Here is a 19,104-nt window from a genome sequence, read left to right on the forward strand (position 1 = left end):
GCTGATTTTCGAACGTTTGAAGTACCTATTTTTACCAGTCATATCAGGAAGTTATCATGCCATAAAAACATGTTTGCTTCCTAAGACCCTGCCTATATATAAAAATGTGACTTTATTTTATGAAAATTTAGTAACAGCAGAGGGGAGACAGTGCTTGGGCGACGCTGCAAACGGAAGGGATTGCCAGATAGGGGATTTGCCCAAGGCAAGGCGCGGGCAAGCGTTGTTTCAAGCTAAGTAAATTTTCATTGAGTTTTGCGCTATCCGGCTCAAGACAGTTGGCGACCCAGCCGGCAAGTGGCAGGCCATCGTGTTGGATGGCTTCAGCGGTCAACAATGCGTGGTTGATGCAGCCCAAGCGGATGCCGACGATCAGAATGACCGGTAGTTTTAAAGCGCAGGCAATATCGGCCAAGGTTTCTTGAAGGTTGATAGGCACTCGCCAGCCACCAGCGCCTTCGACCAGCGTTAAATCGGCTTCTTTGTTGAGAACGTTTTGTACGACGCGAGCGAGCGAGGCGGCGGACAGTTTTATGCCTGCTTCTTCAGCGGCCAGATGCGGTGCAATGGCGGGGGCAAAGGCGTAGGGGTTGAGCTCGTCGTAGCACAGCGCCGCGGTGCATTGCTGCCAGAGTGCCAGTGCGTCGCTATTGCGTAGCCCTTGTTCGGTTTGTTCGCAGCCGGAGGCAACTGGCTTGGCGGCGGCGGTGGTTAAGCCTTGCTGGCGGGCTGCGTATAACAGTGCGGCGCTGACGGTGGTTTTGCCTACGCCGGTATCAGTGCCGGTGACAAAGAAGGCTTGTCGCATTATGTTGCCTTGCCCAATACGGCATAGACCACCTGCCAAGTGGCAGGCAGCCCTTTTGCGCATTGTTTTTGTTGATAGGCGCGGGTCATGGCGGCAAAGCGTGCTCTGCCGCCGAGGCCAGGTGGGCGGTTGGGACTTAAATTGTGTGCGCCGAGGGCTTTAAGTTCGCCGGTTAATTTTCGAAGTGTTGGATAGTGGTGCAGTTCAGCGTGGCAGCTTAGGTGGTGCAGCTTGAAGTCACTGGCACGGCAGATGGCTTGGTAGCCTGCAAATGCGCGAAAGCGGTTGACGTGGGTGAAGTGGTCTGCGGCCTGCCAAGCGGCGTTTAGTTCGGCGAGTGTGCCGCTGGCGAGGCTGGTAAAGGCGAGCAGGCCGCCCGGGCGCAAGGTGCGCCCGGCTTCGCTTAGGACTTGTTCGAGGTTTTTGCACCATTGCAGGCAGAGGTTGGAGAACAGCAGGTCAAATGAGCCTTCGCTGAACGGGAGGTTTTCGGCATCGGCCGCTATCCAGTGTTCTGCGCCGCCTTGGCTTTTGGCGTGGTGCAGCATGCCTTGGGCGATATCAAGGGCATAGCCTTGAGATTTGGGGTAGCGAGCGGCCAGTAGCCGGGTGAAATGGCCGCTGCCACAGCCGATGTCGAGCCAGCTTTGTACCTTCTCCCCGGCCCCCTCTTCGACCACAGCGTTTTTTCTCCATTCCTCACTTGCCGGGGAGACTGGCAGCAGATTGAGCAGGCGCTCGCCGACTTCGCGTTGAAAGGCGGCGGCGCTGTCGTAGGTGGGTGCGGCGCGGGAAAAGGAGGCGGCAATTTGGCGTTTGTCAGGCATGGGAGGAATGCACCGTGCTGATGATTTCACGCGCAAGCCAAGCACTTGCCGTTAGCGGTAAAGCGTGACCATTGCGGTCATATAGGTAGCTGGAGATATTTTTGGAAGGCCGTAAACCCTCCAGCGCAAAGCGGGTTTTGCTGGCAAAGGTTGCGGGCAAAAAGGCATCTTGTTCGGCCAGAGCATGCCGCTGCGCACCGCTAAATTGGCGAAGGGCAGGGCGGGTATCGAGTGTCGTCAACAGTTCTAGCCCTGCGAGCAGTGATGGATGCCGGGCGGGTAGATGAAGTGCTGCCAATTGGCGGGCGATTTCGCGCTGATTGGCGCTACCTTGGCTAACCAGTAAGTCAAAACGGCTCAAAGTGGCTTCGGGGTTTTCTTTAAAGCCTTCGCAGAATCGGCGAAAGGTGGCTTCATCCAAGGCATAAGGCCAGTCGGCGCGTGCATAAAAGCAGGGGTTGCTGCACAGGGTAATCAGCCCCGGGCAGTGCTTTTTGCCGCGCCTTGCGGCAATCTCTGCCGCAAGCATGCCGCCTAATGACCAGCCAATCAGCCAGGTGTTTTGGGGGATGCGTGCGTCCAATTCGTCCAGCCAGTCACCCGCACGCGCCGTGGTCGGCAGCGCGTGCAGGCTGGTGGCGTAGTGCTCAGCCAGTGCTTGTTCAAGCGGCTGCATCACCTCTGCGCGGTACGACCAGCCGGGCAGCAGCGCCAGATGTTCAGTCACTTAGCTTGCCCCAGCATTCGGCGAGTGCACTTAGCAGTTGTTCAAGCTGCATCGTGTTGTGCGCGGCGGACAGCGTCACGCGTAGCCTGGCCTGACCTTGCGGCACGGTCGGCGGGCGGATGGCGGGGACTAAAATGCCGCGACTGCGCAGTAAGCGGGCAAGGTGCAGGGCGCGTTCGCTGCTGCCGGTCAATAGGGGTTGAATGGGCGTTTGGCTTGGCAAAAGCGGCAGACCCAGATCGGCGGCTCCTTGGCGAAAACGCGCAATCAAGGTGCCCAGATGTTCACGCCGCCAGCGTTCCAATTGCAGCAGTTGCAGGCTTTTTAACGTGGCCGCCGCTAGCGCGGGCGGGCTTGCCGTGCTGTAGATGTAGGGGCGGGCGAATTGGATAAGGCATTCGATCAGCTCATCACTACCGGCGATAAAAGCGCCCGCCGTGCCAAAGGCTTTGCCCAGTGTGCCAATCAGTACCGGCACATCGTTTGGCTTAAGGGCAAAGTGCTGGACGCTGCCGCCGCCGGTTTCGCCCAGTACGCCAAAGCCGTGCGCGTCGTCCACCATGAGCCAGGCGTTTTTGCGTTGTGCGATTTGTGCGATTTGCGGCAGCGGGGCGAGGTCGCCATCCATGCTGAACACGCCGTCGGTCACTATCAGGCAGTCGCCGCTGATGCGCTCAAGATGCTGCTCAAGGCTGGTTAAATCGCCGTGTTGATAGCGGGCAAAACGGGCGCCGCTGAGCAGCGCGCCGTCAATCAAGGAGGCGTGGTTAAGACGGTCTTGCAGCACGCTATCGCCACGGCCAACCAGTGCGCAGATGGCGGCGAGATTGGCCGCGTAGCCGCTGGAAAAAAGCAACGCGCGCTCGCGCCCGCAAAAGTCGGCGAGTGCTTCTTCCAGCTCCTGATGCACGCGGCTGTGGCCGCTGACCAAATGGGATGCGCCGCCACCTGTGCCCCAGGTTTTTGCGCCCTCTTGCAGCGCGGCAATCACCTCTGGGTGATTCGCCAGCCCCAGATAATCATTCGAGCAAAACGAAAGCAGCGCTTTGCCGTCTACTTGCAGTAGCGGTTGCTGCGGGCTATCTAGCAGCAGGCGCTGGCGCAGTAGCTGGCCTACGCGGCGCTGATTTAGCCGCTCGGTTAAGTTAAAAGCCATTTATGCGGCCGCGTTGTAGAACAGCCGCTCGTTTTGCTGGGCGAGCAGCGCTTGTTCGATGGCACCTTGGTGGACTTCATCGGCGTGTTCTTCGCGTTCTTCCGGCTTAATGCCAAGACGGGCAAACAGTGCTAGGTCTTTTTCGGCCTGTGGATTGTCGGTGGTGAGCAGTTTTTCGCCGTAGAAAATGGAATTGGCTCCGGCGAAAAAGGCGAGCGCCTGCATTTGTTCGTTCATCTGCTCGCGTCCGGCGGATAGGCGCACATGGGACTTGGGCAGCATAATCCGCGCCACAGCGAGCATGCGGATAAAGTCAAATGGGTCTACTTCTTCGGCGTTTTCCAGCGGTGTGCCTTGCACTTTGACCAGCATATTGATGGGCACGGATTCGGGGTGCTGCGGCAGATTGGCAAGCTGCATCAATAATTTGGCGCGGTCATCGGTGCTTTCGCCCATGCCCAAAATACCGCCGCAGCAGATTTTCATCCCCGCATCGCGCACATAAGCCAAGGTCTGCAGTCGTTCGCTGTAAGTGCGCGTGGTGATGATATTGCCGTAGAACTCAGGCGAGGTATCCAGATTGTGGTTGTAATAATCCAGCCCCGCCGTTGCCAAGGCCTCGCTTTGCGAGCGCGAGAGCTTGCCGAGCGTCATGCAGGTTTCCATGCCGAGCGCTTTGACGCCTTTGACCATTTCCAGCACGTAGGGAAAGTCTTTGCCCGAAGGGTGCTTCCAGGCCGCGCCCATGCAAAAGCGTGTCGAGCCGATGTCTTTGGCACGCTTTGCGGCTTCTATCACCTGCTGCACCTGCATCAGTTTTTCGCGCTCAAGGCCGGTGTTGTAATGGCCGGACTGCGGGCAGTATTTGCAGTCTTCCGGGCAAGCACCGGTTTTAATCGAAAGCAGCGTAGAAACCTGCACGCGGTTTGCGTCAAAGTAGGCGCGGTGTACCGATTGCGCCTGAAACAGCAAGTCATTAAACGGCTGCGCAAACAGCGCCAGCACTTCAGCCAGCCGCCAATCGTGGCGAGTGGCCGGTGTATTGGGTAAGACGTGAACGGTGGCGGTCATCAGGGTTCTCTTATAAAACAACAGGTACAGGACAAGTTAACTATGCCACTGTTAATCGGTCAACCAAAATCCGCGCGGTCGGTTTACCTTTGGACAAAAAACATCCAATTTTGCCTGCTCTGTGATGAAAAAAGCGATGCGTCTTTTCCGCTCTGTCACGCCTGCGAGCTGGATTTGCCTTGGCTGGGTACGCAGTGCCAGTGCTGTGCTTTACCGCTGCCGGTGGATGGTATTTGCGCGCAGTGCCAGCAAAAATCGCCCGCTTTTGAGCGGGTGATTGCGCCTTGGCGTTACGATTTCCCGCTCGATAGCCTGATCAGCCGCTTTAAACATCAGGCGAACTGGCCGTTTGGGCATTTGTTGGGCGAGCGCCTGGCCGAACATCTGCGCCAGCAGTTTGCCAGCGGATTGCCCAAACCCGCATTCTTGCTGCCAGTGCCTTTATCTAAAGGCAGACTGCGCGAGCGAGGTTTTAATCAAGCGCTGTTACTTGCACATTGGCTGGAAGACGCGTTGCAAATCAAAAGCCTGCCGCAGGCTTTGCAACGACTGCGCGATACCCCGCCGCAGCAAGGCTTGGATGCGGCCACAAGGCGGCGCAATCTGCGCGGCGCGTTTGTAGTTTCAGGTGGTTTTAACCCGCGCAACCTGCATCTGGCATTGGTCGATGATGTGCTGACCACCGGCGCAACGGCACAAGCGCAAGCGCTGCTTTTGCGGCAAAACGGTGCAAAACGGGTGGACGTTTACTGTCTTGCCCGCACCCCCAAAATGGGCGGTAGAATGGCGTAATTGCTTGCCTGCACAAAGGATTTTTATGAATGCCGCCAATCCACGCCTGGGCTATTTGCTGGGCGTGGCTGCTTTTACTCTTTGGGGATTTTTTCCGCTCTATTTCAAAGCCATTGAGCATATTCCGGCACTGGAAATTGCTCTTCATCGCTTGATTTGGTCAGCCTTGCTGGGTCTTTTAGTGCTTGGCTGGTGGAAGCATCCGGGCTGGCTGCACCAATTTCGAGAACATCCTGAACGTTTGCTGATTTTGGCAGTGAGCGGTGCGTTGCTGACCAGCAATTGGTTGATTTACGTCTGGGCGGTCAATAACGGGCGCATTCTGGAAACCAGTTTGGGTTACTACATTAACCCGCTGATGAACGTGCTGCTGGGCATGGTATTTCTGCGTGAACGGCTGCGCCGTTTGCAGTGGCTGGCGCTCGCTTTTGCGGCGGCAGGCGTAGTGCAGCAAGTCTGGCAAGTCGGTTATTTGCCTTGGGTTTCCTTGGTGTTGCCGATTACCTTTGCGTTTTATGGGCTTATCCGTAAACAAGCGCCGATTGCCGCACTGCCTGGGCTGGTGGTGGAGACTTGGTTACTGCTGCCGCTGGCGCTGATTTGGCTTACCTTGCATCCGGCCATGTTAAGCAGACAAGCTGAGTTTTGGACTGGTGTGCAAATACTCTGGTTGTTGGCCGCAGGCCCAATAACTTTACTGCCGATGATTTGCTTTAACACCGCCACTCGTCATTTGACCTATACCACGATGGGCTTTTTGCAGTACATCGCCCCGACTTTAGTGATGCTGCAAGCGGTCTTTTTGTTCCATGAGCCACTTTCCGGCAGCAAGCTGACGGCGTTTATCTGCATCTGGATAGGGCTTGCCATTTACAGTTTGGACGCTTGGCTGGCACTGCTTAGAAAACCTCCTCTGCCACCACTGGGAGTTGACAGCCGCCAATAGCCAAGTAAAATGCGCGGCCTCTTCAGGCACATAGCTCAGCTGGTTAGAGCACCACCTTGACATGGTGGGGGTCGTTGGTTCGAGTCCAATTGTGCCTACCAATTTAAGACCGCGCAGTTAAACTCTGCGCGGTCTTTTTTTATGTGGTTTTACGCGGGCGCGTGGATTGAAACAAACTATGTCTGATCTCACCCTTTACCATAATCCGCGTTGCTCCAAATCCCGCGCGGCGTTGCAGTTGCTAAATGAACGCCGATTGCAGCCGATTATCCGCCGTTATCTGGAACAACCGCTAAGCGCAGAAGAACTTGGCGAACTGCTGGGCTGCTTGGGTTTAACCGCCAAGGAAGTGCTGCGCAGCGGTGAGGCGCTTTACCGCGAGTTAAATCTGGCCGATGCGAACGAGCCCGCACTGATTAAAGCAATAGTTAAGCACCCGATATTGCTGGAGCGGCCGATTTTGCGTGTAGGCAAACGGGCGGTGATCGGTCGCCCGCCTGCGCGGGTACTGGAACTTTTGCCTTGAGCAAAAAGCCACTGCCGAAGCTTTCTTGGCTTAAGCCAAGACTGTTGGTCACCCGCGCTCTATGTCTGGTGCTACTGTCTGCGCTTTTACTATTGCTGGTGCTGTGGAATGCCCTGTTTGCCGATTTAAACGGGGCGCGGCTGTGGCTGGTGTTATCGATAGAACTCGCGCCGCTTACCATTGTGCTGCCGGGGATTTTACTGGGCAGGGCAAGGGCACATGCCTGGCTGTGTTTTGTGCTTAATCTGTACTTTATTAAAGGGGTACTGGCGACCCTTTATCCCACGCGGCAATGGTTGGGCTGGGCGGAACTTTCGCTAAGCGTGGGGCTATTTATTTGTGCGCTGCTTTATGTGCGCTGGCGTTTTCAATATGAGCGGCGTTTGGCGGGCGAATAAGCTACCAGCCAAGCACTTGTTTGATAAACGGGATGGTGAGTTTGCGCTGCGCTTGCAAGGAGGCGCGGTCAAGCGTATCCAGGATCTCAAACAGGGTGCCCATGCTGCGCTGCCCGCGACTTAGGATAAAGCGCGCCGCTTCACCTGACAGCAGCAAGCCACGCTGCGCCGCACGAGCGCCAAGGGCGCTGAGTTTTTCCTGATCAGAGAGCGGCTCCAGTTTAAAAATCAGCGCCAGACAAAGGCGCGAGCGTAAATCGGCAAGCGTTAAGGCCAGTTCGCGTGGTGCGCTATTGGCGGCGAGCAGCAAGCAAGCGCCGCTATCGCGCAGTCGGTTAAACAGGTGAAATAGCGCCTCTTGCCAATCGGCTCGGGTATTGATGGCTTGTAAATCATCCAGCGCCAGCAGCTCGCATTGCTCAAGACCCTCCAGCATATCCGCGCCGTATTGCAGCAGTTCAGCCAGCGGTAGATAAAGCGCCTGCCGGCCTGCCTGCTGTGCGTGCAGGCAGGCCGCTTGCAGCAAATGACTGCGCCCGCTGCCGTTTTTACCCCACAGATAGAGTAAATCGAGCCTGCCTTCGGCCAGTTGTAAGGTATGGGCAAGCGCGGCGGCATTGGCGCCAGGCAGGTAGTTGGCAAAGGTTGCGTCATCGGCAAGACGGATGCAAAGCGGTAGTTGTATCGGCTTCATAACTTGGGATTTTTGCCCTCTCCGGCAAGCGGGCAAGGGGAGTAAATAGTTACCAACTGAAATACAGGCGGTTATCTGTCGCCTCTGCGGCGGCTTCTCCGCTCGCGGGGAGTTCTTGCAGGTGCATCAATTTAAGATGGGCGCGTAGCGTGTTGGGGTCGCTATGGATTTGCCAGAGCAGTTTGTCGCCGTCAACTTGCAGCAGCCTCGCGGAAAAAGCCGCCAAGGTGCGTGACAGCGCCGCGTAACGTTCAAGATTGGCACCCGCCACTTGCAAGGTAATCGTTTGCTCGTCCGTGCTGGAGGGGTTAATGGCAAAACGCGCGGCGAGCTGCTGGCTTGCCTCCAGCAGCAGCATATCGGCGAGGCTTTCGCGGTCGATGCCAATGCTTGTGCCGCTGGCTTGCCATTCATCCAGTTGGAGTTGCCAACGCGCCTCAAGCTGCCTGCCGTTATCGGCCGCGTTGACTATGAGCAGGCCGTCGCTGTGGTAGCGCTCGGTGGCTTGCAGCCAAGCGTCTGGCTCTGTTTCTGGGGAAAGCCATTGCTCGGACAAATCCGCAAGCGGTAGCAGTATCTTTAAGAAGCGGTGCTGCGCTGCTTGCAGCAAAGCGGCGCTGTCTGGCTGAGCATCGCCGAGCAGTGCGGCGTTTTCGCCGTAGCGGCTCTCCATCCACCAGACCAGCAGCAGCGGGCGCTGGCCGGTCCACAGCGGCAAGCCTTGCTCGCGCAGCGTGCGCAAGGTGCTGGTGGGGTCAAATTCCACCGATAGGGTTTGTTCTTGTTTGCCATAACGCACAATCAACGGCTGCGGGTTTTGCCGAAGTGCGCTCAATGCTTCGCCGGCCAAACGTGGATTGGGGGTTAGCCTAAGCAGCAGCGTATCGAAGGCAGCGCTTAAGGCAATGCGTTGTTCGCTGTCGTTGTCAGCGGCGAGCGGCTCGTTCACTTGGTAGAGGTCATCCATCGATTGGGCGAGCGAACTGGCAAGACAAAGCAGCAGGGCAAGCAAAAGGCGCATGGGATGTGTAACCGGCGGTGAATTAAAAAAGATGCTCATCATGCCGCGAGACGTTCGCTTAAGCCAGAGTGATGTTCAGCGCGGGTTTGTATGGCTTCGATCAGACGCTCGCCGCTGCCCCAAATTTCGACAGCGGATTTGGCGCGAGTGACGGCGGTGTAGAGCAGGGGGCGTGACAATAGCGGGCTGGGTTGTTCGGGCAGTGCCAGCAGTACGCGGTTAAATTCCGAGCCTTGGCTTTTGTGCACGCTGATGGCAAAGGCAAGTTCGGTTTCACTTAAGCGCCCGGGGCTTACCCGGCGAAAACCCTCTGCTTGCTCAAAGAAGATGTAAAACTGGCCGTCTTCTTGCGGCAGACACAAGCCAATATCGCCGTTAAACAGACCCAGCGCGGGGTTGTTGCGGGTAATGATCAGCGCACGACCGGCGTACCAGCGGCTTGTTATCGGGCGTTTTTGCTGGCGCTTAAAGCGCTCTTCAAGGCTCTCATTTAAGGCGCGGGTGCCGAATGCGCCGTTGTGTCCGGCGCACAATAAGCAAAACTCGCCAAAGGCGGCAAAAGCGGCTTTGGCATCGCCCGTTGTGGCAGCGGCAAGATAAGGCGCAAAAGCCTCTTGCAGACGACCCAGTAAGTCGCTTTGCAGCGGCTTGCGCTGCCAGTTAAGTTCTGCTGAAGGTTGATCGAGCAAGGCGAGTGTGCCCGCTGCATCGCCTGTGTTAATGCATCGAGCCAGTTCACCAATGCCGCCGCCTTCGGCAAAGCGGTAGCTGTGTTTAAGCAAGACGACGGATTCACCCAGTTTGGAGGCGGGCGGGCGGCTTTTAACGGGTTGTCCGCTTAAATCCGCCAGTTCTTCGCAGGTTTTGGCACTAAAACCTGCGCCTTGACAGAGATCGGCAAATACTGCGCCCGCTTCAACGGCGGCCAGTTGGTCTTTATCGCCCAGCAAAATCAGTCTGGCATCGGTTTTAAGTGCACCTAGCAATTTGGCGAACAGTGCCAAATCAAGCATGGAGGCTTCATCGACGATCAGCACATCGTGCGGCAGCGGGTTGCCTGGGTGATGGCGCATCTGTGGGCGGTCTTCGCGACTGCCCAGTAAGCGGTGCAGGGTTTGTGCGCTTTGCGGCAGCCTGTCTTTAAGCGCCGCATCGAGCGGCAAAGCGGCTTTGGCGCGGCGGATGGCTTCGCTCATGCGGGCGGCGGCTTTACCGGTGGGCGCGACCAGGGCTATGGATAGACTTTCGCCTCCCGTTTGCTCCAGCAGCGCGGCGAGCAGGCGCACCACGGTGCTGGTTTTGCCGGTGCCGGGGCCGCCGGAAATCAAACAAAGGCGGCGGGTTAATGCGAGCGCGGCGGCAATGCGCTGCCAGTCGGGCGATTGCGCCGCGTGGTTAAACAGTCGCTCAAGACTTTGTTTGAGCAGGGCTTTATCGATAGCAACGGTTTGCTGGCTGCGTGTTAGCAATTGGCCTGCAAGCTGCCTTTCGTAGGCTTCGTAACGCGCCAGATACAGCCTGTCTTTGCGCAAAATTAACGGTTTGTAATCGCCACTTGAGCCGACCAACGCGCTGTCTGCAGCAAGCTGGTTTTGCCAGTCGGCCAAAGCGGGCAGGCGCAGTGGCAGTTGTGGCCAAGGATTGCCACCTGCAAAGTGCGGCAGATACAGGCAGGTTTGCCCGTTTTCCAGCGCTTCTACGCAGAGCGCTGCGGCGAGCAAGGTGCTTGCTTTTGCATCCGGCGCGAGGCGTTTAAGGCTGGCGGCAAAGGCACTGGCAAGCGGTGAGAGCGGCAGTGCGTCGAGGTTCATTTAGGCGGCTCCGGCAAACAAGTCATCCAGCGCATCGAGCAGGTTGTCCTGCGGGCGGTGAAAATAGCAGCCCGCCTCCGGCATGCCGCGCAAAAACAGGTAAAACGCGCCGCCCAAGCGTTGCCCTGCATCCTTAAGACCTAAACGCACGCGCAAAAAACGGCGCAGCGCAATGAGATAAATCAGGTATTGCAGGTAGTAATGCTCGCGGGCAATGGCTTGTGCCAAGTGCTCATTCTGATAGAAGCGGGTTTCGCTGCCGAGCCAGTTGGATTTGTAGTCGGCGATATACCAGCGCCCTTGCCATTCAAAGGTCAAATCGATAAAGCCTTTAAGAAAGCCCTGTAAGGTTTCGAAATCAAGCTGCCGCGCAGCCTCTCTCATCACTGGCGGCAGGCCGTGTGCGGGGTCGCTTAATAGCCGTTGCAAGGCAGTGGCAGAAAGGCGCGTAAGGGGGAAGCAAAAGCCAAGCTCAGGCAGCCGTTGCGTGGATTGCAGTGCACACAGCCGCAAGCCCTTGCCATTTAAATCAGCATTTAGCACTTGCTGTAGATGAGTGGCGGTGATCTCGCCCCATTGTTTGGGGTCAATCGCATGGGCTTTGAGTGCGTTTTCGACCAGTGCGGGCAGTGCGTCTTTGCCGCGTGCCCAGTCTTCCAATATGCCGTGCAGACAGGTTCCGGCACGTGCGCCGCGCGGGAAGGCAAAAAAGCCAGTCCCCGGCTCGTTAAGGGCGGCTGCGGTGATGCTGTCTCTATCCGGTGCGTCGCGGTGAACGCCGAAGGTCAGGCCAGAGAAGCTGCCGATACGAAAGACTCGGCCAAGGTTTTCGGGCGGTTCGGCCAGTTGCCCCGGTGTCCCGGCGCGCCGCTCGCGGGGGCTGCTTGCTGTTTGCGCGAAAGGTGCGAGTAAAGCGCTGTGCGGCAGTGACGACAGACGCAGCGTAAGTTCCTCGCGCAGACTGGGTTCTTCACGGCCTGCCAAGTGATGACCGAGTAGGGTAACGGGCGGTGTTTCCTCTGCTGGCGGGAGAGGGAGCGCCGCAGCGTACAAAAGCCAGCCCAGAGCGCTGCTATGCAGTCCTTCGTCGGGCAGATTTTTACTATTGCCAGGCACGCGAACCGCGCCGCAGTACAGCCACAGGCTGTCACGCGCACGGGTCATGGCGACATAGGCAAGGCGCAGTTTTTCGGCGAAGGCTTCCTGGCGGGCGCGAGCCAGATTTTGCTCGAACGCCTCGCTGCCAAAATCGACCAAGAGCGAGCCATCCTCTTTATGGCAGCGCAGATGACGGGGTTTGCCGCTTCCTTGCAGCAATTTGCCATCCCACAGAAACGGGCAGAACACCAGCGGGTATTCCAGACCCTTGGCGCTGTGGATGGTCACGATTTGCACGCGCTCGGCATCGCTTTCAAGGCGCAGTTCGGCCTCTTCGGCTTGTTTGTTGTCATCTTGCCTACGCGCGTCAAACCACAAAAGCAGGGCGGGCAGAGTGGGGCGCTCAAGGCTTTGTTGCCCAAGCAGTTCGGCCAGATGCAGCAGATTGGTCAAACGGCGTTCGCCGCCTTCAAGACCCAGCAAGCGGGGAGCGACGGCTTCACTGACCAGCCAATGCCGAAAAGCCTTCATAAACCCTTGTTGTTGAAAGTGCAGGTGATGCAGCGCGGCGGCGTTTTGTTCGCGCTCAAAGGCGCTGTCATCGACCCCCCAACGGGCGCAGTCTTCGCCACTGCGCCCCAGCAGCCTGGTTAATAAGGCGTAGCGCAGCAGTCCTTCGCGGGTAGGCTGCGCGTAGGCGCAGAGTACGGCGAACAGTTCTGCCGCTTCTTCGCTGCGCCAAACGCTTTGTTTGCTGCGCAGTACCGGCAGCACGCCTTGTGCGCTTAACGCCTGTGCCATATGCAGGGCTTGTCTGTGGCTGCCGACCAGTACGGCAATATCGCCGCCTTTTATCGGTTGCAGAGCCTTGCCTTCGATAAATCCCGCATCGCCTGCGCGACTTGCCGCCAAAATCGCGGCGATGCGGCCTGCGCAATCGGTTGTTGCTTGTTCGCTGGCTTGTTCTTTAGTCAGTTTGTCGCCGGTAAGCCAAACCAGATTAAGTGCCGCGGCGGCCAAGTGTTGGGGCAGTTGCAGCCTTTTGCGCGGCTTTTCGGCAGCGACGACTTTGGGGTAATCAAGCCCTACCTGCGCAAAAGGCAGCGGATGCTCAAACAGTGCATTAAGTGCGGCGATAAGTTCAGGGCGCGAGCGGTAATTATTTGGCAGTTCATAGCGGTTGACAGCGCTTTGCCGCGCACTGAGATAAGTCTCAAGGTCTGCGCCGCGAAAGGCATAAATGGCCTGTTTGGGGTCGCCGACCAAACAGAGTGCAGCCTCGCCTAATGCGTCGGTTAAGGGGTAGATGCGATTAAAAATGGCGAACTGTGTCGGGTCGGTATCTTGAAACTCATCAATCAGCGCCAGCGGATAAGTCTTGCGCAAATGTGCCGCCAGCACTTGTCCGGATGCGCCGGATAAAGCGCTTAAGAGTTGCCCCAATAAGTCGTCAAAAGCCAGTACACGCAGCGCGGCTTTGCGCTGCGGCAGTGCTTGGTTCAGTTGGCTTAGCAATTGGCTGTGCAGCAGCGCAAGGCGCTTGGCAAAATAGCCGCTGGCAAGGCTTAAATCTTGCTGCAAATCTTGCAAAAGCTCGGCCAGCGGGTGCGCGGGCGGTGGATGGCCTTTTTTGGTTGCTTTAGTAAGGGCATCGCTTGTCAGTTTGCTTAAGGCTTCTGGCGGGCTTAACAAGGCAGCAGGGCTTTTAAACCAAGTTTGTAAGTCGTATCCCCAGGCTTCGAGTTTTTCTTCTGGATGGGTGTTTTTTTTAAGCTGTCCGTGCGCGCGTAAATCCTTAATAAAGCCCTCGCCGAAAGATTGCCAAAGCGCAGCACTATGCTGGTAGCTGGCGATTAAATAGCCGTCATTGATCGGGGCAAGGTCGCTACCCGCAGGCGGTAGTAGCTGTAGCCAAGGTTTATTCAAGTAATCTTTTAATGCCTGCCAAAGCGTTTTAGGCGTGACTTTTTTCTGTACCAGCCAACTCGCCCAAAGTGGGTCGGCACTCGCCAGTTGCTGGCGCCACAGGTCGGTTAACAGGGCGCGGGCGAGTTCTTCATCATCGCTTTGCAGGGCATTGTCAAAATCCACCGCCGCTTCAAAGGCCGCATCCTGCAAGGCACGCTGGCAAAAGCCGTGAATGGTAAAAATCGCCGCCTGATCAAATCCATGCACGGCAAGCAGCACACGCCGGTAAGCCTCTTCGCCCGGGTAGCAATGGTAGAGTGCTTGCAAAAAATCGTCCGCGCAGGGTTGCCCCTGATAGAGCGCGAGCAGTTCGGCCAGCCTTGCGCGAATACGCTGGCGCAATTCAGCGGTCGCCGCCTTGGTATAGGTGACGACCAAAATCTCGCGCACGCTAAGACCGCGTTCGAGCAACAGGCGCAGATACAAGGCGCTTAGCGTCCAGGTTTTGCCGGTACCGGCACTGGCCTCAATCAAACTGCGGCGGTCAAACGGGCTTTGCTGTAAATCCATCGGCAGGTACGGCTCGGAAAGAGGGGCAAAATACCCCAGGGCCTGCTCCCGTTTCAAACGGGAACAGACCCTGGCACGGGAAAAACGCGCAGTGCCCAATAAGAAAACCTGCAAGGAAATGTCGCCGAACTGGCAGCAACGATTGCAACAAATTTACTGCGCAAAGCGACACTTTGGCTTTTGTAAGCGGTACTGATTGATTTGGCCGAGTACGGCCAAGATACGGATGTAATAGTCTGTTTTTACTCCCCTCTCCCGCATACGGGAGAGGGAAGATAAGCCAGTATAACTACTGCCAACTTGCTGCAATCACCATATCCAGCTGTTGTTTCTGCGCTGGGATAAAATCCCCTTCCGCACTGGACGAGGCAGTAAAAGCTGCCATTGCATCTACCAGATTTTGCACTTGGCTTTCCAGCAGCATTTTTCCGTTAGCCAGATGGAATTGCTCAATACGACGGTCACTGCCGTAATACCAGTCTTTAATGGTAATACGGTCATCGGTTTTATTGATGCTAACGGTTAAATCGTAACCGCTACGTTCAAGCCAAAGATTGTTTGGATTGATACCATTGCCAAACTGTACAATATCGATAGCATTGTTATAGCCATATGCCTCAACGATAATATCTTGGCCATCACCCGAGTTAAAAATATAAGTGTCAGCATTATAACAGCCGTAGAGCCAGTCATTACCTTTACCACCGGCCAATATATTATCGAATGAATAGTTGCCGGTTTTAATGGTATCGTTGCCGTCACCACCATAAACCGTATTGCTGCCATTGCCTGCATCAAGAATGTCATCACCCTTGCCGCCTTGCATACTATCGTTGCCGTTCCAACCATGTAGTGTTTCGCCTTTATTATTGGCTTGGCTGGTTATTCCTCGTTCGGCGATTTGTTGCCAAGTCCAGACCGTGCCATCGGCAAATTCAATACGCTCCAGATTGTAGTGCTCGCTGGCAGTGGCATTGCTGTATATGCTGCTAAATACATTTTTAACACGCACTTCGTCTTCGCCATTTTTGTGCTTAAACAGTAGGTCTTTGCCGTCTCTATACGTACCAATATCAGCAGATTTAATGTCTTTGCCAAAACGCAAGGTATCTTCCGCACCACTGTAGTTATAGCTTTCAATAATGGTATCTTTGCCGTCACCCAGGTTAAACAGGTAAGTATCGGAATAATAGCTGCCATAGAGCGTGTCGTTGCCTTTGCCACCGACCAAAATATTGTCGAATGAATAATTGCCGGTTTTAATGGTATCGTTGCCGGCACCACCATAAACAATATTGCTGCCATTGCTTGCATCAAGAATGTCATCACCCTCACCGCCTTGTATAATATCGTTGCCGTTCCAACCATCTAGTGTTTCGCCTTCATTATTGGCTTGGCTGATTATTCCTCGTTCGGCGATTTGTTGCCAAGTCCATACCGTGCCATCGGCAAATTCAATACGCTCCAGATTGTAGTTCTCGCCGGCAGTAGCACCGCTGCTTGTGCTGCTAAATACATTTTTAACACGCACTTCGTCTTTGCCATTTTTATGCTTAAACAGTAGGTCTCTGCCGTCTTTATACGTACCTATATCAGTAGATTCAATGTCTTTGCCAAAACGCAAGATATCTACCGCACTACTGTAGTTATAGTTTTCAATAATGGTATCTTTGCCATCACCCAGGTTAAACAGGTAAGTGTCGGAATAATAGCTGCCATAGAGCCAGTCGTTGCCTTTACCACCGGCCAGAAGATTGTCATAAGAGTAAGCGTTAACCCTTAAAATATCATCGCCTGCACCGCCGTAGAGTTGATTACTACCATAGCCCGCATCAAGTGTATCGTTGCCACTTCCGCCACGCATAATATCGTTGCCGTCCCAACCATTTAATGTTTCGCCTTCATTATTGGCTTGGCTGGTTATTCCTCGTTCGGCTATTTGTTGCCAAGTCCAGACCGTGCCATCGGCAAATTCAATACGCTCCAGATTGTAGTTCTCGCCGGCAGTAGCGCCGCTGCTTGTGCTGCTAAATACATTTTTAACACGCACTTCGTCTTTGCCATTTTTATGCTTAAACAGTAGGTCTCTACCGTCTTTATACGTACCTATATCAGTAGATTCAATGTCTTTGCCAAAACGCAAGGTATCGACTGCGCCGTTATAATTGTGGCTTTCAATAATGGTATCTTTGCCGTCACCCAGGTTAAACAGGTAAGTGTCGGAATAATAGCTGCCATAGAGCGTATCATTGCCCGTACCACCGGCTAGCAAGTTGTCTTTTGAATAGGAGTAGACTTGTAGCGTATCGTCACCTGCTCCTCCATAAAGATGGCTACTGCTGCCGCTGATATTGTTACCGTAAAGCGTATCGCTACCCTTGCTTCCAACCAATAATTGACCACCTGCCAGTTTATTAAAATCACCATCGGTAATTTGCGCTTGCAGGCTACTGATAGCTTTTTCGTCCAATTTGGAAATCCAAACCGAACGGCGGTTTTCCAACTGGGCAGACAATGCAGGGTCTTGCAATAGTGCTTGAAGTTCAAAGCTGGTGACTATGGCTTCTACTGGGTCTGAGGCGCGTTTATCTATTTCTTGATAAATACCGTTGTAATCCAGCGCAATACCTTCTTCGGTAAAGTTAAGGTCAATCGCTTCTAAATAGGGTTTAAGACGGGTTTGCAATAAAAGCCTTTGATACACTGAATTAAGAAGATTGTTGTAGGACTGATTTAATAAGTCCGCCTGCCCAGCGTTTAGTTGCAAGTGGTCTTCTGTGATCATCAGCCTTTCTTTACCCTCTGCTGTTTTGGTTGTGCTGAGCACCGTTGTGTTGGCACCGGCTTGCAGAATAAATTTACCGTCCGCACGGCGGGTGATTTTATAAAAATCGCTGGCATTAAATACTTCCAGAATAGCGGTTTTTTCCAACAGGTCTTTTTGTGCCCATTGTGCTTCGTTGGGTTTATTGGCCTTTTGCACCCATGAGTATTGAAATACCACTTCCAATTGATCACCGGCAGCCGCTTGCAAACGCTGCGCAAGACTTGGGTAGCCTGCAGTATCTGCCCAGGCGGACAGGATATAGCCAAGCGCAGCACGTTGTTTTTCACGGGTGGGCAAGTTGCTGTACTGCGTTAATAAGTCAGCCAGTTCTTTGCTTTGGCTGGCCGCTTCCTGTAAGTCACGTACTGCGCCAGAGCCGTGCATATCGGGCAAACCTTCTGCGGCTTTACTGATTTGCAGCTTATCCAAAAATTCGCGGTAAAACGGGTTGGAGGCTAAATCAAGATTAGCGGCCATACCGGTTGAACCATCGGCAAACTCAACCGTAGCGGTAGCGCTGATGCGGTTGCCGTTATTCAGTTGATTACTGCTGTTGCTGCCCAGATGGATAGCATTGATACCCAACTCGATCAAAGATTTCAGTTCATCCGCTTGCGAGATGCCGTCTTGATTTTTATCTTGCCAAACGCGTACTTGTTCAAACAGTAAATCGTAAGCATCAAATACGCCATCGCCGTTGCTGTCCAAATCACGCAGCGCATCAAAACCGTCTTTGGCTAAAGTACCGTCGGATTTAACGGTATCGATACCAAATAGTTCACTGCCATTATCAATAGTGCCGTTGCCATTACGGTCAAGCACCAAAAAGCCATCGTCTCTATTTAACCAACCCGTACCGGTTTTTAGACCATCGCCATTAAAGTCAAAGGTAATGCCGGAATTGGCGGATACGGTTTCAATACCATCGCCATCCAAATCCAGAACGAGCGGGTCGATGCGTTGTACGAAGCTTTGGGCAGATTGGAAGTCTGTGTTGGTTTTTGAATTTATACCGAGTAGATTGAATTTCTTAAAGAGTGCCTCGAATTTATCGGGTAGATAATAACCTAACAGCGCACCAAGTACAACCACCCCAATGGCAGGAGCCGAAAAAGCAGTGAATACTGATGCAATAGCCAATGTGGTAAGTGCACTAGCTGCTGCCCCTGCTGCACCATAATAGTCACCGTTTATTGTTTTTATAAAAACATTGAGTACATCGGTGCCTATCCCAAGTGATTTAAATACCATGGAGCATGCGCTTTTATTTAAGGCATTTAATTCGCTATATAATGCTTTGTTATCTGCAGAAAATATTTCACTGGCAAGGATAAGGGAGTGCTTTCTAAGATCCTTGAACAAATTATTGAAGACTATTTTTGCTGTGTCATTAGCAGTAATTCCTGATTCTTTTGCTATTTTTGCTAAAACCTGTGTCGTACTATGGAGTTGAAAAATGTGCCCGCCGCATTTGACCAATATTTTTCTGCATATTCTTTAAATATTTCAAGATTAGTTTTTTCCATGTCAATCTCTTATGGTTTAATGTCGAGTGTTAATAAAAAGAGTTAAGTTTGATCAAAAATTAATTGGTGGTATTTATTTGCTTTAATCCTCATGATTTAAATTTACAGTATGCTCTAATTATTGTGGCTATCGAATAAGCAGCAACATAAAGCCCGATAAAAATAATAAAAAAGCGCCAAGCCAGTCAAAGCCATTAATAATGGCGCGAGCAAGTACGACCATCTTTGCAGAGCCTTCTAATGCACCCTCGCCCAAGGCCACATCCATACCCACAAAAATGCCTACAGAGAATGCTGGCAATAATAGTAATGGGTCTTAGGAAGCAAACGCGATCAAAGCGGCTGTTCACGCAGTAATTTTAGCAAGGCCAGATAGATGTTTTCATGTCGATGATTGA

General features: G+C 54.0%; 15 protein-coding genes and 1 tRNA gene. 5 read left to right on the forward strand and 11 right to left on the reverse strand.

What is annotated here, in order from left to right:
• Positions 1 to 127 precede the first annotated feature (127 nt).
• The 5 genes from bioD to bioB are packed head-to-tail and all read right to left on the reverse strand — an operon-like array spanning position 128 to position 4,589.
• Positions 128 to 808, reverse strand: coding sequence for a dethiobiotin synthase (gene bioD / locus AXE65_RS00650; protein WP_068386580.1), 681 nt, complete (start codon positions 806 to 808; stop codon positions 128 to 130).
• Positions 808 to 1,635, reverse strand: coding sequence for a malonyl-ACP O-methyltransferase BioC (gene bioC, locus AXE65_RS00655; RefSeq protein ID WP_068386583.1), 828 nt, complete (start codon positions 1,633 to 1,635; stop codon positions 808 to 810). Before bioC ends, bioD begins: the two co-directional genes overlap by 1 nt.
• Positions 1,628 to 2,362 (reverse strand): alpha/beta fold hydrolase, encoded by a 735-nt coding sequence (locus tag AXE65_RS00660; RefSeq protein WP_068386586.1) that lies wholly within the window; start codon positions 2,360 to 2,362, stop codon positions 1,628 to 1,630. The genes bioC and AXE65_RS00660 overlap by 8 nt, the downstream gene beginning before the upstream one ends.
• On the reverse strand, positions 2,355 to 3,518 hold the full coding sequence (gene bioF, locus AXE65_RS00665) for an 8-amino-7-oxononanoate synthase (RefSeq protein WP_068386589.1): 1,164 nt from the start codon (positions 3,516 to 3,518) through the stop codon (positions 2,355 to 2,357). Before bioF ends, AXE65_RS00660 begins: the two co-directional genes overlap by 8 nt.
• The gene (gene bioB, locus AXE65_RS00670; RefSeq protein ID WP_068386591.1) at positions 3,519 to 4,589 is read right to left on the reverse strand and encodes a biotin synthase BioB; all 1,071 of its coding nucleotides are present in this window, start codon (positions 4,587 to 4,589) and stop codon (positions 3,519 to 3,521) included.
• 42 nt (positions 4,590 to 4,631) lie between these two features.
• Here bioB and AXE65_RS00675 point away from each other — a divergent pair, with 42 nt between their 5' ends.
• From AXE65_RS00675 to AXE65_RS00695, 5 genes are all read left to right on the forward strand, one after another.
• Positions 4,632 to 5,381: a ComF family protein gene (locus AXE65_RS00675; RefSeq protein WP_068386593.1), complete on the forward strand. Its 750-nt coding sequence runs from the start codon at positions 4,632 to 4,634 to the stop codon at positions 5,379 to 5,381.
• Positions 5,382 to 5,406: 25 nt separating this feature from the next.
• Complete coding sequence (gene rarD / locus AXE65_RS00680) at positions 5,407 to 6,327, forward strand: EamA family transporter RarD (RefSeq protein WP_068386596.1); 921 nt, start codon at positions 5,407 to 5,409, stop codon at positions 6,325 to 6,327.
• A gap of 24 nt (positions 6,328 to 6,351) precedes the next feature.
• Positions 6,352 to 6,428: transfer RNA gene (locus AXE65_RS00685), tRNA-Val, on the forward strand.
• Positions 6,429 to 6,505: 77 nt separating this feature from the next.
• Complete coding sequence (arsC, locus tag AXE65_RS00690; protein WP_068386599.1) at positions 6,506 to 6,853, forward strand: arsenate reductase (glutaredoxin); 348 nt, start codon at positions 6,506 to 6,508, stop codon at positions 6,851 to 6,853.
• Entirely contained in the window at positions 6,850 to 7,251 is a 402-nt protein-coding gene (locus AXE65_RS00695) for a DUF2069 domain-containing protein (RefSeq protein ID WP_068386603.1), read from the forward strand. Before arsC ends, AXE65_RS00695 begins: the two co-directional genes overlap by 4 nt.
• Before the next feature lies 1 nt (position 7,252).
• Here the strand turns inward: AXE65_RS00695 and hda are convergent, their stop codons facing one another.
• From hda to AXE65_RS13690, 6 genes are all read right to left on the reverse strand, one after another.
• On the reverse strand, positions 7,253 to 7,945 hold the full coding sequence (hda, locus tag AXE65_RS00700; protein WP_068386607.1) for a DnaA regulatory inactivator Hda: 693 nt from the start codon (positions 7,943 to 7,945) through the stop codon (positions 7,253 to 7,255).
• Positions 7,946 to 7,994: 49 nt separating this feature from the next.
• The gene (locus AXE65_RS00705; RefSeq protein ID WP_079213978.1) at positions 7,995 to 9,008 is read right to left on the reverse strand and encodes a DUF2066 domain-containing protein; all 1,014 of its coding nucleotides are present in this window, start codon (positions 9,006 to 9,008) and stop codon (positions 7,995 to 7,997) included.
• The gene (gene recD / locus AXE65_RS00710; RefSeq protein WP_068386611.1) at positions 9,005 to 10,777 is read right to left on the reverse strand and encodes an exodeoxyribonuclease V subunit alpha; all 1,773 of its coding nucleotides are present in this window, start codon (positions 10,775 to 10,777) and stop codon (positions 9,005 to 9,007) included. The genes AXE65_RS00705 and recD overlap by 4 nt, the downstream gene beginning before the upstream one ends.
• Positions 10,778 to 14,359 carry an exodeoxyribonuclease V subunit beta gene (gene recB, locus AXE65_RS00715; RefSeq protein WP_068386615.1) on the reverse strand — a complete coding sequence of 1,194 codons (3,582 nt, stop codon included), beginning with the start codon at positions 14,357 to 14,359 and terminating at the stop codon, positions 10,778 to 10,780.
• Positions 14,360 to 14,642: 283 nt separating this feature from the next.
• Positions 14,643 to 18,659: a calcium-binding protein gene (locus tag AXE65_RS00720; RefSeq protein ID WP_153015348.1), complete on the reverse strand. Its 4,017-nt coding sequence runs from the start codon at positions 18,657 to 18,659 to the stop codon at positions 14,643 to 14,645.
• A 174-nt stretch (positions 18,660 to 18,833) separates the two neighbouring features.
• Positions 18,834 to 18,974 carry a hypothetical protein gene (locus tag AXE65_RS13690; protein WP_160330573.1) on the reverse strand — a complete coding sequence of 47 codons (141 nt, stop codon included), beginning with the start codon at positions 18,972 to 18,974 and terminating at the stop codon, positions 18,834 to 18,836.
• Positions 18,975 to 19,104: the final 130 nt, after the last annotated feature.

Source organism: Ventosimonas gracilis (assembly GCF_001580025.1).
In the GTDB taxonomy this organism is placed as follows: domain Bacteria; phylum Pseudomonadota; class Gammaproteobacteria; order Pseudomonadales; family Pseudomonadaceae; genus Ventosimonas; species Ventosimonas gracilis.